13 protein-coding genes are annotated in these 16,763 nt (G+C 51.8%); 9 read left to right on the top strand and 4 right to left on the bottom strand.

The genetic code is table 11. From position 1 onward, the window contains the following. Positions 1 to 8 precede the first annotated feature (8 nt). On the bottom strand, positions 9 to 1,715 hold the full coding sequence (locus H7F31_RS30990; protein ID WP_187101973.1) for a hypothetical protein: 1,707 nt from the start codon (positions 1,713 to 1,715) through the stop codon (positions 9 to 11). 222 nt (positions 1,716 to 1,937) lie between these two features. Here H7F31_RS30990 and H7F31_RS30985 point away from each other — a divergent pair, with 222 nt between their 5' ends. The 3 genes from H7F31_RS30985 to H7F31_RS30975 all read left to right on the top strand — a co-directional run bounded on the left by H7F31_RS30985 (position 1,938) and on the right by H7F31_RS30975 (position 5,150). After that, positions 1,938 to 3,653 (top strand): bifunctional diguanylate cyclase/phosphodiesterase, encoded by a 1,716-nt coding sequence (locus H7F31_RS30985; protein ID WP_187101972.1) that lies wholly within the window; start codon positions 1,938 to 1,940, stop codon positions 3,651 to 3,653. 4 nt (positions 3,654 to 3,657) lie between these two features. Then, positions 3,658 to 4,182 carry a GNAT family N-acetyltransferase gene (locus H7F31_RS30980; RefSeq protein WP_187101971.1) on the top strand — a complete coding sequence of 175 codons (525 nt, stop codon included), beginning with the start codon at positions 3,658 to 3,660 and terminating at the stop codon, positions 4,180 to 4,182. 167 nt (positions 4,183 to 4,349) lie between these two features. Next, entirely contained in the window at positions 4,350 to 5,150 is an 801-nt protein-coding gene (locus H7F31_RS30975; protein ID WP_187101970.1) for an undecaprenyl-diphosphate phosphatase, read from the top strand. Positions 5,151 to 5,837: 687 nt separating this feature from the next. On the opposite strand, the gene H7F31_RS30970 is transcribed toward H7F31_RS30975, so the two are convergent. Together H7F31_RS30970 and H7F31_RS30965 are read right to left on the bottom strand one after the other, a co-directional pair. Further along, positions 5,838 to 6,872: an ABC transporter substrate-binding protein gene (locus tag H7F31_RS30970; RefSeq protein WP_187101969.1), complete on the bottom strand. Its 1,035-nt coding sequence runs from the start codon at positions 6,870 to 6,872 to the stop codon at positions 5,838 to 5,840. A 108-nt stretch (positions 6,873 to 6,980) separates the two neighbouring features. Next, entirely contained in the window at positions 6,981 to 8,606 is a 1,626-nt protein-coding gene (locus H7F31_RS30965; RefSeq protein ID WP_187101968.1) for an AraC family transcriptional regulator, read from the bottom strand. An 866-nt stretch (positions 8,607 to 9,472) separates the two neighbouring features. Between H7F31_RS30965 and H7F31_RS30960 the strand changes: the two genes are divergently transcribed. Both H7F31_RS30960 and gdhA read left to right on the top strand, forming a co-directional pair. Further along, positions 9,473 to 10,450, top strand: a complete 978-nt coding sequence (locus H7F31_RS30960) for a diaminopimelate dehydrogenase (protein ID WP_187101967.1) — start codon at positions 9,473 to 9,475, stop codon at positions 10,448 to 10,450. Positions 10,451 to 10,567: 117 nt separating this feature from the next. Further along, complete coding sequence (gdhA, locus tag H7F31_RS30955) at positions 10,568 to 11,938, top strand: NADP-specific glutamate dehydrogenase (protein WP_187101966.1); 1,371 nt, start codon at positions 10,568 to 10,570, stop codon at positions 11,936 to 11,938. Between the two features lie 128 nt (positions 11,939 to 12,066). Here the strand turns inward: gdhA and H7F31_RS30950 are convergent, their stop codons facing one another. Next, positions 12,067 to 13,434, bottom strand: a complete 1,368-nt coding sequence (locus tag H7F31_RS30950) for a stalk domain-containing protein (protein WP_187101965.1) — start codon at positions 13,432 to 13,434, stop codon at positions 12,067 to 12,069. 327 nt (positions 13,435 to 13,761) lie between these two features. On the opposite strand from H7F31_RS30950, the gene H7F31_RS30945 reads away from it, so the two are divergent. From H7F31_RS30945 to H7F31_RS30930, 4 genes are all read left to right on the top strand, one after another. After that, complete coding sequence (locus tag H7F31_RS30945) at positions 13,762 to 14,148, top strand: hypothetical protein (RefSeq protein ID WP_187101964.1); 387 nt, start codon at positions 13,762 to 13,764, stop codon at positions 14,146 to 14,148. Positions 14,149 to 14,230: 82 nt separating this feature from the next. After that, positions 14,231 to 14,608, top strand: coding sequence for a GntR family transcriptional regulator (locus H7F31_RS30940; protein ID WP_187101963.1), 378 nt, complete (start codon positions 14,231 to 14,233; stop codon positions 14,606 to 14,608). A gap of 52 nt (positions 14,609 to 14,660) precedes the next feature. After that, positions 14,661 to 15,428, top strand: coding sequence for a hypothetical protein (locus tag H7F31_RS30935; protein WP_187101962.1), 768 nt, complete (start codon positions 14,661 to 14,663; stop codon positions 15,426 to 15,428). Further along, complete coding sequence (locus H7F31_RS30930; protein ID WP_187101961.1) at positions 15,425 to 16,750, top strand: hypothetical protein; 1,326 nt, start codon at positions 15,425 to 15,427, stop codon at positions 16,748 to 16,750. The genes H7F31_RS30935 and H7F31_RS30930 overlap by 4 nt, the downstream gene beginning before the upstream one ends. The last annotated feature ends 13 nt before the right edge of the window (positions 16,751 to 16,763 follow it).

Below are 16,763 nucleotides of genomic sequence, written 5' to 3'. Positions count from 1 at the left end.
ATTCTCCTCTACGTATGCAATTTCTTGGCGATCAGATCTTTGCCCGGTTTCTTCTTCGCCTTGTCGATCTTGAGGCCGATGTTTTCGATAATCGCCCGGCTCTCCTGGTCGTCGCCCACGACCCCGCTCTCATACAGCATGCCGGCCAGGTCGGTGACGAGCTGATTGTAGCATTGCCCCAAGCTGTTGAAGCCGTGCTTCTCAAGCAACGACTGGCGAACCTTGTCTCTGGCAAGGCCCTTGTATGACTCCGAGGCCATGGCCTCGTCGACTTTAAGCGCCTTGTCCACAAACGCTTCTTTCCTTTTGTGTTTCTTGTAAAACTTCACGATAGCCGCGACTCCGCCCAATATCGCGCCAAGCGCGATCAGGATAGGTCCGGCCGGAGATGCCGCTGCCGCAAGCAATGCTACTCCGCCCGCGACCATCAAGGCGCCCTTGACGGCGGTCATGCCGCTCTTGGATTTGTTCATCTCTTGCGTCGACTTGCCGAGTCCGGCCGCGAGCCGCTGTTGCTCGGCCAGCTCTCCGCTTTGCCCGGCCAGCCGCTCTTCGACTTCGCCCATGCGCTTGACATTGCGTCGGCCTTCGATATAGCCGGCCGCGCCTCCCGCCATGTAAGCCGCGCCGCCAATAATTGCGCCGGCGCCGGCAGCCGCGGTAGCGGCGCCATTGAGCGCCATGCCGGATACCTGTCTAACGCTGTTGACCGTACCAGCGGTGACTCTCGCCAGGTCAGCCGCTCCTCCGGCGCCTTCGCCCGCGACGACCTGCGCCTTGCCGGCTGCGCTGAGCGCGCCGTCATAATTTTGGCTCGCATTATAGATTTGCGACACCGCGGCAACGCCGCCCAGTCCTCCCGCTATCGGAGCGGAGACGAGAGCCGTGCCCTTGGCGCCGGCCGCGCCAAGCGTCTGGCTGATCGTGGAGGAGCCGGATACGCCGCCTGCCGCGCTGGATGTGCCGATCGCCGCGTAGCTGGCGTAGTCGCGATCTTGATCGGCATTGTAGTTGGTGGTGTCGATCTTTTTCGCTTCCCTAACAATAACGGAGAACTTGTCCCAGTCGACGGACTTGCTGATAATGCCGGACAGCATCTTTTTCTTGACGGCGTCGACCGAGATCACTCTGGCGCCGCCCGCCATGGAGCGGATGGCGCTCATCTTCTGTTCCGGACTTAGCGTATCGAAGAAGCCGAACAGATCCGTCTTCTTGGAGGAAGAGGCCTGCGCCCTCAGCCAGCTGTAGACCTCGCCATAACCGCCTTTGCCTTGCAGATTCGGCGGTGTCCGGACTGCCGGGACGTCGGCGGCCGGGGAAGACGCCGATGACTCTGCCCGAGCGGGCGTCTCGACGACCGGCGTTGCCGAAGCGGCAGTCGAGGGGGCGGCTACCGAAGCGGCAGGCGTTGCTGCGGTCGAAGCGGCCGGCGGAGTTCGTGTGGATTGAAACATATTGCCGGGACGCGTGATCTGCCGTTGAATCGGGGCCTGCGTGCCCGGGGCCGCCGCGCTGCGATCCCGGAACAGCTGCAGCACTGCCTGATTGCCGGAGGAACGCTGCAACTGCATGACGTCGGCAGGCGACATGCTGCCTTGCCTGAAGTTCGACAAGGCTTGTCCGGGAGCTGCTTGAGGCGTACTTGCGCTGCGCCCCGCGGGGGCAGGAGATGCGGTGGATTTGGATTGATGCACGTGATCGGCGGTTTCGGCCATTGTCAAACACCCTCTGCTAAGTGGGAATCTATCTTCGTTTTTACCATTCCGTGCTAGATTAGACAATTATATAGTAGCATAATCCTGGTCCTTTGGCACTAGGCAATACTTTGCGAGCAGGGATATTGTGTGAAAGAGATTGAAATAACGGCATTCTAGTGGGAAAATATATAGAACACAACATAGAAACGAAAAAAGACAGAGGATAGAGGCGAAACCGAATTGAATAGCACATACTCCCTGGACGACGGCAACAGCGGGATATCCAGCAGCATCAAAGAACTCGCCGCGATCAAATACGCGCTTGACGTATCCTCCATTGTGGCCATGACGGATGCGCGCGGCGTTATTACATATGCCAACGATAAATTTTGCGAGCTGTCGAAGTACAGCCATGACGAGTTGATCGGCAACACGCACCGCATTCTCAATTCGGGTTATCACAGCAAGCAGTTCTTTCGGGAAATGTGGGCGACGATCGCATCGGGCGAGGTGTGGTCCGGCGAGGTCAAGAACCGGGCGAAGGATGGCTCGCACTACTGGGTAAAAACTTTCATCGTGCCGTTTATGAAAAACAATAAGCCCTATCAATATGTCTCGATCCGCACGGACATCACGGAGCATAAACGCGACCAGGAGCTGATCCGGCATATTGCTTATCACGACACGTTAACAGGGTTGTTCAACCGGGACAGTCTCCAGCAAAGTCTGAAGCAGTCCATCGAGAGGGCTAAGCCGGACAATCGCAGCGTCTCGATTCTGTGTATCGACTTGGACCGCTTCAAGTTCGTAAATGATTCGCTTGGCCACTCGTACGGGGATTTGCTGCTCAAGCAGGCTGCGGAGCGGATGTTGGCATGCATTCGTCCGAAGGATATCGCATCCAGGCTCGGCGGGGACGAGTTCATGATTTTGCTTCCGGATACTTATGTAGAAGAAGCTTATCAACTGGCGGAAAAGATTGTATCCCGGCTGTCCGAGCCCTACCGATTGGAACACTATGAAGCTTCTATTACGGCAAGCATCGGCATTAGCGCTTTCCCAAATGACGGAGAGCATCCGGAATCGCTGCTGAAATATGCGGATGCAGCCATGCTTCAGGCGAAGCAGGACAATTCGAACCCGGTCAGAACGTTCTCATGGGAGATGAGAAGGGACTTCGAGCAGACGATTGATCTGGAGAAGGGGCTGCGGGAGGCGCTGGCGGGAGGAGAGTTTTTGCTCCATTATCAGCCGCAATACCACTCGCAAACCGGTCGGATTACGACGCTGGAGGCGTTGGTGCGATGGAATCGGGCAGGCGTGGGGCTCGTATCTCCAGCGGAATTTATCCCGGTAGCGGAATCCACGGGCTTGATCGTGCCGATCGGAAATTGGGTTATGAGAACCGCCTTCGAGCAGCTCAAGGCGTGGCATGAGGAAGGACTGAATCCCGTCAAGATTGCGGTTAACATTTCCGCGTTGCAATTCCAGGCGCAGGACTTCATCGAGGTCGTCACGGCATTGCTGCGCGAGACGGGGCTCGATCCGCAATATGTCGAGCTGGAGTTGACGGAGAGCATAGCCATGCAGGATGAGAAGCATACGCTGGCGACGCTGGGCGAGCTTAAGCGGCGCGGCATCTCTATCGCGATGGACGACTTCGGCACCGGTTACTCGTCCTTAAGCTACTTAAAGCGACTCCCGCTGCATACACTTAAGATTGACCGCTCTTTTATCCAGGACATCACAAGCTCTGAGGAGAATTTGGCTATCGTCCGAACGATAATCGAGTTGGCGCGTATCCTCCGAATGGATGTTATTGCCGAAGGAGCGGAGACGGGAGAGCAAGTAGAACTGCTAAAGCTGCAGGGCTGCTTTAACGTGCAAGGCTATTACTACAGCAAGCCGCTGCCGGCAGATGACATAACAGAGCTGCTGAATGGAAAGGAGGAGTGACGTCATGAAGGATAGGGTCGAGATCGTAAGCGTTGATTCCATAGAGCCGTACATCGAGGAACTGTCGGGGTTATTGATGTCGGTGGTGGAGGACGGGGCATCCATCGGCTTCTTGCCCCCTTTAAGCCGAAGCTCGGCTAAGGAGTATTGGGCCGGGGCGCTGCAGCCCGGAGTCGCGTTATGGATAGCCCAGGCAGGATCCGCGATCGTGGGCAGCGTGCAGTTGCAGTCATGCATGAAGCCGAACGGGCTGCACCGCGCGGAGATTGCCAAATTGATGGTCCATGCGGACAGTCGGCGCCGGGGCATCGGAAGATTGCTGATGGAGCGGGCGGAGGAGAGAGCCGGGCAGGAAGGGCGGTCCCTTCTGGTTCTGGATACGCGGGAGGGGGATCCATCCAACGTCTTATACGCATCCCTCGGTTACGTCCATGCCGGAACCATTCCTCGTTATGCGCGGTCCGCGAACGGGGAATTGGAAGCAACCCGCTATTATTACAAGCTGCTTGGCGCCGATTCATCTTCCTAAGGGACTGTACGGGTTACAATATTGTAAGCTTTCTGTCATTCATTTTCGATTGATTGTTGCCCCGTTCTTCAACTAAACTAATAATACGTGTGTTGAACAACCTCTAAATAGAGTTTGGGATTTAGACGGGCAAGAGGAAGACTGTATGGAAAGGCGGAGTATATGGCATGCAAGATTTTATTAATGCGATTATATTGGGTATTGTTGAAGGATTGACGGAGTTCCTGCCGGTCTCGTCCACGGGCCATCTCATTTTGACAGGAGACTTGCTGGGCTTCGACGGCGAAGCGAAGAAGACGTTCATGATCGTGATACAGCTAGGCGCGGTAATGGCGGTTCTGCTGCTGTACTGGAAACGGTATATGTCGATGCTTAAGGATATGGTAAAGCTCGACTTCAAGAAGAAGAAGCTGAACGCCATACATATGATTCTGGCGATGATTCCGGCACTGATTGTGTACTTGTTGTTCAACGATTTTATCAAAAGCGTATTGTTCGGATCCGGTCCGGTGCTCATCAGCCTCGTTGCCGGTGGCATATTGCTTATCATCGCGGCGCGTGTAAAGCGTAAGATCACCGCCGAAGAGACGGACGATATCACGTACAAGCAGGCGCTTGGCATCGGCCTCTTCCAATGTCTGGCGCTGTGGCCCGGCTTTTCCCGCTCGGGCTCTACAATCTCTGGCGGCTTGCTGCTCGGGACAAGCCAGAAGGCTGCCGCGGACTTTACATTCATGATCTCGGTTCCCGTCATGCTTGGCGCGACGGTACTGGATCTGTACGACAGCCGCGACATGCTGACCTCGGATGATCTGCTGCTGTTCCTTATCGGCTTTATCGCCGCGTTCGTAGTCGCCATGGTCGCCGTCGTGACGTTCCTTAACCTGATCAAGAAGCTCCGTCTGGAGTGGTTCGCGATCTACCGGTTCGTTATCGCTATTCTGTTCTATCTGTTCGTCATGAGATAATTCCTCTAATCGTCGTTTTCCAAAGAAAGTACACATTCATGCAACACTTTGTTATAAGGTGTGCGGCGGATGTGTGCTTTTTTTGTGCGGCAAACAATGGTTTTGGGGCATTTCTTGTGCTTGCATGACCTGCAGCTAACGAACTTGATCAAATACGGCTTTACATTTCACATTTGGACGAAACCCTGGGCAAGTGGATCGAGCTAGGCGGAATTGTACAGGATGCTGCGAATGATGGATGTAATGGAGTCTCTGTAACTCAATTGGTACGCACAAGTAAAGACCGAGCCGTCGGCTCGGTCTTATGTCTCCGAAAAGTAGGCTAACGAGCAGCTGTAGGCGTTAAAAACGCCGATGGACCAGAGAGTAACTCTAATTAGCGTCCATAGGCGTTAGTAACGCTTATGGCTCCAAGAAGTAGGCGAACGAGCAACTGTAGGCGTTAAAAACGCCGATGGACCGTAAAGTAACCTGATTAGCAGCCATAGGCGCTAGTAACGCTTATGGCTCTAAAAAGTAGGCGAACGAGCAGCTGTAGGCGTTAAAAACGCCGATGGACCGGAAAGTAACTTTGATTAGCAGCATAAGCGAAAATAGCGTCTATGAATCCAAAATGTGCAAGTCTTGTAACCACTGTGCTGGCAAGCCACTTACATACCGTACTCGCTCGCCCAAGAGCCTGCGTTCCTATTGCTGCGTAGCTTGCAGCAGTTCGGCGAAAGCGTCAAGCTGCTTCATGGTGGAGAGCGGATCGGTCGTGAAGTACGTATCCCAATTCAGATCGAAGACTCGATTGTTCTCGGACGCGGGGAGGTTCTTCCAAATCGCTCCTTCAGTCACTTCGGCAGCTCGCTCGGTTCCGCCGTCATTTGCGAGCACGGAGAGGAAGACATAGTCGGAGTTTGCATATTGCGGCAGCAGCTCCAGCGAAATTTCCAGCTGTCCGAGCCCTTTGTCAATGACCTCCTGCTGAACGATTTCCGGAGCTTTCAGACCTAGCAGGTCATAGATGACGTAGCCGCCCATTGCTTTGTTGCCGTAGATAAACTGATTGGCAGGACGAATGTTGAAGATCGTAACCGTCTTGTCTTCGCCGATGATAGAGCCGACGGTTTGCTTCGTCTCCGCGACTTTGGCATCGAATTGTTTCTGCCAAGCCTCCGCTTCGGCCTGCTTGCCCAGAATATCTCCGAAAAGGGCGATCTGACCAGGCGGATCGTATTGAAGCCAAGGAATCCAGATGGTTGGCGCTATTTTGGACAAGGCTTCGTAGGTGTCCTCGACATGCGTCACGATCAGGTCGGGGTTTAACTCGACGATTTTCTCAAGATTCAAGCCTGTCCAAGGATCGCCCACATGCTCGATGCCTGCCCACTCTTGTTCCAGGAGAGGGTACTTGGCCCATTCGTTGTCCGCGCCGACGGGCTTGACGCCTAGCGCGAGCATGGCGCCAGTATATTGAATCGCTACGACACGTTCCGGGTTAGCGGGGATGACGGTGACGCCTTTGCCGTGTTCGAATTCTCTGGTCTCGTTTTCTCCGCTATTGGTTGCTGCATTGGAACCGCCAGTTGTGTCTGTCGATGCGACTGTGGGCGATGGCGAAGACGACGTCGAGGGACTGGCCGTATTCGCGTTCGAACTGTTATTCCCGCAAGCTGCGAGCAGGAAGACTGCCAGCAATAAGAGGCTTGTCATCCATAACTTTTGTTGTGCTTTCACTTGTATTACCTCCTGATATTGATTCTCATTGTCGTAAAGAATCATACCAAAGGTACCTTTGGGCGACCATAGTCTAGTGTAAGAAGTTGTTTGGACTATTGTAGGAAGTTACTCCGGTCTGTCCAGCCATTGCTGGACATCCAACAACTGCCACTGGATAGACAGCGGATCGTAGCCATGCCAGCGACTCATATCGGCATGGCGGACAAGACCGCCTTGCTTGCGATACTTCACCCACGGCTCGCTGGCCAGCATGTCTTGCGTTCGGGCTGCAGCAAGGGGAGAAGATGCGGTAACTACAATCATTAGATCAGCCTCGAACCGGGGAAGAATGTCGGAAAGTTCGATTGCAGCGGAAGCGCGATCTCCTATGGCTGTCCTGACGTCGGGCGGCGGATTAAACTTGAGCTCTTTATAAACAACCTGGCTGCCCATGCCTCTGTTGAGGTAAACATAGGAAGTCGTATCCCTGATGTTTACGATAGTAGCGGTAAGGCTAGCCATGCCGCTTTCCGACATGGCCAACCTTACGCAATCGACCTTCTTATCGAATTGTGACAGCCATTCCGTTTCCTCGACGGAGCGCCGACATACTTGCGAGAGTATATGGAAGTGGCCGCGCCAATCGCCGATATACCAGGGCAATACAAGCGTGGGGGCCAATAGCCTGCATGCATGCAGGCGCTCGTGATCCAGGTTGTCGATGCCGATCAGGAGATCGGGACGAAGGACGGCAAGCTCATCGGTTGTGAAATCAGTCGTCCAGTCCCGGCATTCGCATCCGGCGCCCCTCAAAAGACTGTCGTATTCGCCGAAGCCCCAGGGGTAGGCGGAAGTGGCGGCAGGAACAATCCCAAGCGCGAGCATATGCATCGTCAGATGGGGATTAAGCGAGACGATTCTTTTGTCCGCAAGAACATACTGCGTAGGAGAGATGCCGACCTCTTGCTTGAACCGCCGGCTGACATAATATTCATCCTTGTAACCGACTTCCTTGGCGACATCGCTTAACCGTGCTCCTGCGAACAAAAGCCTTTCTTTAATGTGGCGGATACGCAGCATTGTTATGTAATCCGTCAGACTGCGACCGCTGATTTGCTTGAATAAGGAAGAGAAATATTCAGGACTGAACCCCGCCATCCCGGCAAGTGCGCTGCGCTTTAAATTCTCGTGGTAATGCAAATCGATGTATTTCATGACACGATTTATAACTTCCCCGTTGTCTGACTCGATGTCCGAGGAATAGGTATTGGCGGCTGTCAGCTCGTACATCCATTCGTGGAAGCAGCGTTCTCTCCGGGCAACGCCCAGCAGGTCATGGCTATGACCAAGATCCGCCATATCCCGCGCGAGCTGCAGCATGCGCTCTGGCATTGGAGAAGCCAATTCTCCCCAATCGGCAAAGCCGCCGTTCTCTCTGGCGTATCGAATGCCCTCCGCGCTACGTTCCAAGGGCATGAGCCTGTCGAATCGGACCAGAATGGCAGAAAATTCGTTGAAATAGGGCTCAATGGAAAAGGGCATGTTAGGCAGCGCGTAATAGCAACGTCCCGAAGAGACGGGATATTTGCGACCGTTCAAAGTTAAGGCGCCCATTCCCGATTCGACGATCAGTACGGCGTGCTCATGCGGCAATCGCAGTTCAGCGTGTAGGCTGTAACGGTCGGCGGATACGAATGCATTAATGACGGGAGAAGAAGGCGCTTGCCTTCCGTAGAGGGGGGCATCCACCATGTCGTTTACCTCCATAATAGAAACAGTTGAATCCAATAGTTTCAGTCTATTTGACCACAATAGAATTTACAAGCTCGAGAACTCGGAGACGATTTCCCATCATTATTATCAAAGTCAAAGGCAACCGAAGCCGTCCGCAATTGTGGCAATTGTCGGAACAAAATGTGCGAGAACAGGCGTCGAAACAGGCTGGATGTAGGCCCTATCGGGCTAATTAAGCTTTCCAGGGACGTTTTTTTTTGTTTTTTTGGGAAGAAAATAGTAAATTTGTTCAGTTGAACCGAACAAAACGTGTTAGATAACGTGCTGTATTGAGTGTATATAAGTTGAATATGAACATGGTTGTAGATATATGTTATGTTGCTTAACTCTACGAGTAACTGAATGACCCTAAAATTAAGGCGGGAGAGGAATATATGTACATTTGCTAGCCGTTTTAATGCCATTTTGTATGCGCTTTTTTAAGCCGGTAACTGATGTTATTCGGTTGAAAACCTGGATGGGTTACACCGATTCATTAGTCTTTTTAAATTGCGAAACAGTGCGTCTAGTCAGTAAATGCAGATGTAAAATCAACATTTTTCAGGCATTTTTATGCATCCGAAAATGGAAATTGAAAAAACGGTCATCACGTCGGCATTGCATCAATTTTCCACTGGCATTTGCTTCGGATTAGAATCGCTAACTCATGTCAGATTACCTGCGTTTGCAGGATTTAATTATTTGTTTGCATAATTGCGATAGATTATTTAAAATAAAACGATATTATGAGGTAAATGAACTCATTTTCGGCAAGAGCGGCAAAATCTTGGCTAAACTCCTAAACGGGATTGTAGGGGTGTGTGCTTTATTTTAGGAGGAGCAAAATGGAAATTGTGAAAGTAGGCATCGTGGGATACGGCAACCTTGGCAAAGGAGTCGAACTGGCCATTAAACAAAATCCGGATATGGAGCTTGTTGCGATCTTTACGCGCAGACAGCCGGATCAGATGGCTTCGGGCGACGCCAAGTTTGAGCATATTTCGGCGACTGAGCAGTACATCGGCAAAATCGACGTCATGATTCTATGCGGCGGCTCTGCGACGGATCTTCCGGAGCAAACGCCTTTTATGGCTAGCATGTTCAACACGGTAGACAGCTTTGACACGCACGCCAAAATACCGGAATTTTATGATAAGGTTAATGCTTTAGCAGAGCAAAGCGATAAACTGAGTATAATCTCAACGGGCTGGGATCCTGGGCTGTTCTCGCTTAATCGACTGCTGGGGCAAGCCATCCTGCCGGAAGGCAAGGACTTCACGTTCTGGGGCAAGGGCGTCAGCCAAGGACATTCCGACGCGATTCGCCGCGTTCCCGGCGTAAAAGCAGGCGTACAGTACACGGTGCCCGTGCAATCGGTCATCGAGCGCATTCGCAACGGCGAGACGCCTGAATTGGAGACGCGCGAGAAGCATCTTCGCCAATGTTACATCGTTGCAGAAGAAGGCGCGGATCGCGATGCCATTGCAGAGACGATCGTATCCATGCCGAACTACTTCGCCGATTATGATACGACTGTTACGTTCATCACCGAGGATGAGCTGAAGTCCGAGCATAGCGGCATGCCGCATGGCGGCTTCGTCATTCGAAGCGGCGTAACGGGATCGGGCACAAAACAAATTATCGACTTCGGCCTAAAGCTGGAGAGCAACCCTGAGTTTACAGCAAGCGTGCTTGTGGCCTATGCAAGAGCAGCTAAGCGGATGAGCAAGGAGGGCCAGACGGGAGCGCGCACAGTATTCGACGTACCATTGTCCTATCTGTCGCCAAAGTCGGCCGAAGAGCTTCGCCGCGAGCTGCTGTAAGGCATACCGCATGAATCACGATTGTCGCAATATATATGCTTTACCCTATTCATAGCGCAAACTTCGGATTACCTGTACTAAGGTCCGACGTTTGGAGCCAAAGGAGCGACCACATAAGTGAATGAGTTATTGACCAAGCAGCAGTCGGCGAAAGACTATGTACAATCCGTCTACGAGTTGATTATCCACCGCAATCAAGGCGAAAAGGAATTTTTTCAGGCGGTAAAAGAAATTCTGGATTCTCTTGTTCCGGTTCTGGAAGCGAACCCGCATTACATCGAGCAAAACATTCTGGAGCGGATTACCGAGCCGGATCGTGTTGTCTATTTCCGCGTGCCATGGGTGGACGACAAAGGCAAGGTGCAAGTGAACCGCGGTTTCCGCGTACAGTTTAACAGCGCACTAGGTCCATACAAAGGCGGACTTCGCTTCCATCCTTCCGTTAACACAAGCATTATCAAGTTCCTCGGCTTCGAGCAGATCTTCAAAAATGCGCTGACCGGCCAACCGATCGGCGGCGGTAAAGGCGGCTCTGACTTCGATCCGAAAGGCAAGTCCGAGCAAGAAGTCATGCGTTTCACGCAAAGCTTTATGACGGAGCTGTATCGTTACATTGGACCCGACATCGACGTTCCAGCCGGTGACATCGGCGTTGGCGCGCGCGAGATCGGTTATATGTTCGGTCAATACAAGCGGATTCGCAGCGGCAACGAAGCCGGCGTTCTGACAGGCAAAGGCCTGCAATACGGCGGAAGCCTGACGCGTAAGGAAGCGACCGGTTACGGCTGCGTGTACTTCGTTAACGAAATGCTTCAAGGGAAGGGTTTGGAACTGGAAGGGAAAACGGTAGTTGTCTCCGGCTCCGGCAACGTATCCATCTACGCGATCGAGAAGCTTCAGCAAATGGGCGCTAAAGTCGTTGCCTGCAGCGATTCCGGCGGTTACGTGCACGACGAGGAAGGTATCGATCTGTCTCTCCTGAAACGCTTGAAGGAAGTTGAACGCAAGCGGATTAGCGAATACGTTCAGTCCCGTCCGAACGCGACTTATACAGAGGGCTGCGAAGGCATCTGGTCCATTCCTTGCGAAATCGCTCTTCCTTGTGCGACTCAGAACGAGATCGACGAAGATGCGGCGAAGCTGCTTGTCGCTAACGGTGTTATCGCAGTAGGTGAAGGAGCGAACATGCCTTCTACGCTGGCTGCGATCGACGTATTTATCAATGAAGGCGTACTATTTGGACCTGCTAAAGCAGCCAATGCCGGCGGCGTAGCCGTATCGGCGCTGGAGATGGCTCAGAACAGCATGCGTCTGTCGTGGTCCTTCGAAGAAGTAGACGCGAAGCTGCATGACATCATGCGCAACATCCACCGCAATGCCGAAACGGAAGCGGCCAAATACGGCCATCCGGGCAACCTTGTCGTTGGCGCCAACATCGCTGGTTTCGTCCGAGTGGCTGATGCTATGATCGCTCAGGGCGTTGTTTAAAACGACTCGCTATTATTTTCTTTTACAAACCATATGAAAGCACCCCGCAGCTACACTCTAAAAGTGCAGCATGCGGGGTGTCTTTGTTCTTGTTTAGATGAGAGACGTTATTTGGTCGGGATTGTACCCTATATATCGATATTTACGAATTGGCTTTTACCATCCCAGCTCACTTTTTTGTTAAGCGACTCCCCTATAAAACGAAGGGGGACATAAGTCGAGCCGTTCGCGATTCGAGGCGCTTCGGTCAGCTCCATCGCATTTCCATTCACATAGGCCGTGCGCGAGCCAATGGAGAGCTCTAGACGAAGACCTTCTTTGGAGCCTGTTATTTTTTTGCTGCTGGAATCCCAAACCACTTTCATACCGTAAGCCTCGAACAAGGACCGGAATGGAACCAGTATCGTTCCTTTTTCGTTAATAGGCTTTACGGATAACGGAAGCGGCAAATTATCGGAATACACTTGTACGCCTTTTAAGCCGAACGCGACAATGCCGATATCATGATTAATGGAATAAATATTGTCGTTGGCGCCGATGACGATTTCGGTTATCCTGTGCCAAAAGCCGTTTCGAAGGAACGCGAATATTTCCTGGCCTTCGCGGTCCAATCCGATTATATTACCGACGCCGGTCGGAAAATAAACATTCCCCTTACTGTCCGTAGCTAAAGGTTTTAACGAGCCTACTCCGTATTTTTCGGTTTCTCTAGGAGTGTACATCCAATTGGAGTTGCCATTCGCATCTATCTTTTTTATAGATCCCCTTATCGAGATATAATACCCGCCCTGCCCGTCCGTAGGGATGCCTGAAGAGCGAATATCTTTGTAATCGAATAAAGAGGCGGCGTTCTTGTTTTGACCGTTGCGGCTATCCAAGCCATGAAGCCCTTCTTCCGTCAGCATATAGATAAATCCTGTATCGGAGAAGAAAGGATGAAAAACATTAAAGGAATCGAGATACGTTTGAGGCTGCGAAGTCCATCTCTCGTTTCCTTCCTGATCCAAAGAGATAATTTGTTGTTTGTTGTTATCTACATAAATATTCCCTTGAAGATCCGTATACACTTTTGTTTGATGGCCGTTATACTCGACAGGGGGAGTAGTCGTAATGTCGCCATTAATCCAATTAATATCGCCTTTTGCGTTTCTTGAAACCAGCCCTTCGTTCGTGAAATAAATCAAGTTGCCGGAAACATCCCCTGAAAACTTGCCTTCAAAACGGCTAAAGATATTGTCTGATTCGAGCTTCCACTTGATAGCTCCATCTTCGGACAGCGCAAAAACCGTCGTTCCGCCCCCCTGATACAAAGTGTCGGAACTATAGGCGTATAGGGTTCCGTCATTGCCTAGATGTAAGTTGAAAACGGAAAGATCTTGGTCCGAGGCGAGTTGCGTGCTCCATTTTTCCTGGCCGTTAGGATAGATGGCTAGAACCCTATTGTCACTATCTGAAATGTAAATGATGCCGTTACGGTCTTCAACGATTTCGAACATGAGCGGGTTATCCAGCTTCCATTTTACGGAGTATTGAGCGGAATTAAGAAGCCGGGGATAGGGACGTTTCGGCGGAGTTTCTGTATACTCCCATTGAAGCTCGATACTTGACGAGTCGGGTAAGTAAAAGCTTGCATTGGCCGATCCCAGATTTGGAATGCACAACAAAGTACAAAAAACCAGGATCATAAAATATTTTTTCCTCATTTTGCGATATCCCCCAACTTTTAATTAATATTAAATCTATTATAATTGTTTCTTGTTTCAAACTGTTAGGATTGGGGTAAAAGAATAAGTTGAATTTTATACGCAATGGAGGTGATCGGCTTGAATGCGACATGGATCGGAATTGCGATCGCTGTATTTTCGCTGCTTACTTTGTTATTCATAACGCTGCCGCTTCTGCGCCGGGGACTTCGGGATTCGGGCCGGGAGGAACGAACCGCGGCTAAAAGGGTATTGACGGTAGGAACGTCCGCCAGAGCTGTCATTCGATCTATTGAACCTACGAATGCGAGGCTTGGCGGCGAACCCGTCGTGATCCTGGAGCTGGACGTCTTAATGACGGACGGCAGTACCAGACGAATCGACGTCAGAACCGCCATACACTCCGTTCATATCCCTGCCTTTCAACCCGGCCAAGAGATTAACGTCAAATATGAGGATGGAGCCGCTGGTTTCGTCGTTGCAGTGGAAGGCGCTTATTTGCCTTAAGTGAAGTGTGCGAATAAGAGGCTTTACAACATTCGTGTATTACACATATAATACAAAAATAGAAAGGATCGGTGACGGAAACGTGCTTTCATTCCACGAATTGGCGCTGCACGGCAAGGAGCCGGTCTATATGCAGATTGCCGGATACATCAAGCGTCAGATTGTCCTCGGCAACGTCTCCTCCGGAGAGCGGCTGCCGTCCAGACGAGAAATAGCCGCGCAGCTCAACATCAATCCCAATACAGTGCAGAAAGCTTTTAAGATGATGGAAGACGAAGGTTATGTTCATACGAGCGGCAATCAGGGAAGTGTCATCTTCGCTGATGCGTTTATGCTGGCCAGGCTGGAGGAGGAGTTGACCCAGGGGCTCGTGCTGTCATTTATCGCATCCGCCAAGGAGATGAACCTGTCTTTCAAGAAGATTATCGACTTGGTGAGCGAGCATTGGGAAGTAGAATGAGCAATTTTTTTGAGTAACATGTATTAGTCGAGTAGTACATGGAGGGATAACATTGAAATCATGGTATCGGTTATGGCAATACGAATTCAGTCTGCTTTTTCGCGGGACGCTGTTGCTCGCGATTGGCGCAGTCGTGACGCCGCTGCTGTTTCTGCATGCGGAGATGGGGAAGGATTATGCGGAAATCCGGCGGTACGAGCATCTTTTCGCCGAATCGGGAGCGCTTGCGTCCTTGCTTGTCTACTTTGTTGCTTTGCTCGCTCTCTTTCTAAAGTCCATTTATTCCGGCTATTGGGGCGGCAAAAGCATGTACGCGATGCTGACGTTGCCGGTCCGCAGAGAAAGCTTGTATCTGGGCAAGCTCGCGGCTTTCGCAGTTAGCATGCTGGTGTTCTGGGCGGCTTCGGTCCTGGGGATCTGGCTAGGCTTCGGGCTGCTGGACGATAGGGTCCTGCATGCGACCAATGGCATTGGCGTTCCCGCTAATGGCATGTTTCTGGCCGTTATTCGCTCCGATTATTTGCGCTTGATCCTGCCTTTTGGCTGGCAGGGGCTACTGTCCACGATCAGCATAGGCACGGCGGTGACGACCGGCATCTATTACGGCGCTTTGTGCGAGCGCAGCAAGCGGTATTGGGGGCTCGTCCTTGTTGCCGGATCGCTGTTCCTCGTCATCAGAGTGCTGATCTATCGCATCGGCTTGCCGCATTCGTATTTGACGGATTTTAACTTGAACGCCAGCAGCGTCGCCTTGCTGATCTTTGTCCTGTGGTTCGCAGGGCACAGCATTCGGTTGATGAGAAGGGGAGCGATCGTATGAGAAGGGACGGAGTTGCAAGAGTAAAGCGCTTGCTGAAACGGCATGCCGCTCTACCGCTGCTCGCGACAGGGCTGGCGATATTGGTTATCCTCTACTTTCAGATCTCGGGGGCCAGAAATAACGGAAAGCTGGAGCTGGTCGATCTCTACGGCGATCGGTCCGCGCTCCGGGATGTTGTTTTGTCCGGTTATGTTCAGGATAGTTATCACAGGATGAGCTTTCAGCTAACGGAGGACAAAATAGACAAAGAGACAGTCGTGTTTGACAAGCCTAAACAGCCGGTCGCTAATTATTCTCCCGGTTTGCCGCTGCCGAGAGGAGATATGGCTTATGAAATCTATCCTGGTTTCTATGCCGGAGTCGGGTTTGAAATTCAGGCTTGGCGCATGCAAGAAGGCTACAGAATGAACGTGAAAGGAACGGCTTTGGTGGAAACGGCTCTGCAGTACAAAGGGACGGGGGACGGCTATTCGTTTTCCAACCATCAGGAGAAGGGGCTGGCTTTCGTCGGAGAACGTATTTTTTACGTTCCTCCTACTACCCGTGAATATACGGGGAAGAGCGGCATTTACGAGGTGCTGCGCTTCGGGAATCGGAACAGCATGCAGAAGCCCGAGGAAGACGAGACGCGCATATTGGTCGAGCTGAACATGGAAGGGAATCGGCAGGAAGCGTGGCAGGGACTCGAAATTCTGGGATTGGAGGCTGTCGGAGACAAGCTGGCGCTTATTTCCTTGGAGGATGGCGAGATCGTGGTAAGCGCGTATGACAGCGAGACGGGAGATTCGCTTGGTCGGGTTCGGCTAGCCGAATATGTTTATATGCTGGGCCAGGGAACGGAACCGCCAAAGGCTGACGATTATTACGAGGATTATGAAGCATATGTCGATGAGGATCTTGGCGTGTTGAATCTGAAGTTTTATAATACGGGGTCGCCGGAGAATGAAACGAGGCATATGATCGCAAGCATCTCCATGAAGGATGAAGTAAAGCTCATCAACAAGCAGGAGTTAAGTTACGAGGGACGGGACCGCTCCCCGTCGGGAGCGTCGAACAATTGGTTCAGCTTCCGGAATGGAAGATTGTACGTCATGAAGGTCTCCAGCGTAGAGCCGGAAATGTATACCTTATTTGAAGGTTTGTATGACCAACAGGTCATGATCGAAGTGTATGAAAATGGCGAGAAATTGTATGCCGGCGAGCTCCAAACCGATGTGAACGACGATGTCATCGAGGATCGATATTTGGCTTCGACGCACTTCCAGCAGGAACGCAGCGAGTATCGCGAGATCGGCGGCCTGCGGATCGGCAATGCAAAGTAGAGAGGGGGAGCAT

This window comes from Paenibacillus sp. PAMC21692, from assembly GCF_014303795.1.
Lineage (GTDB): Bacteria > Bacillota > Bacilli > Paenibacillales > Paenibacillaceae > Pristimantibacillus > Pristimantibacillus agaridevorans.
The sequence above is the reverse complement of the archived record's forward strand: the minus strand, read 5'-3'. Positions and strand labels throughout refer to the sequence as shown.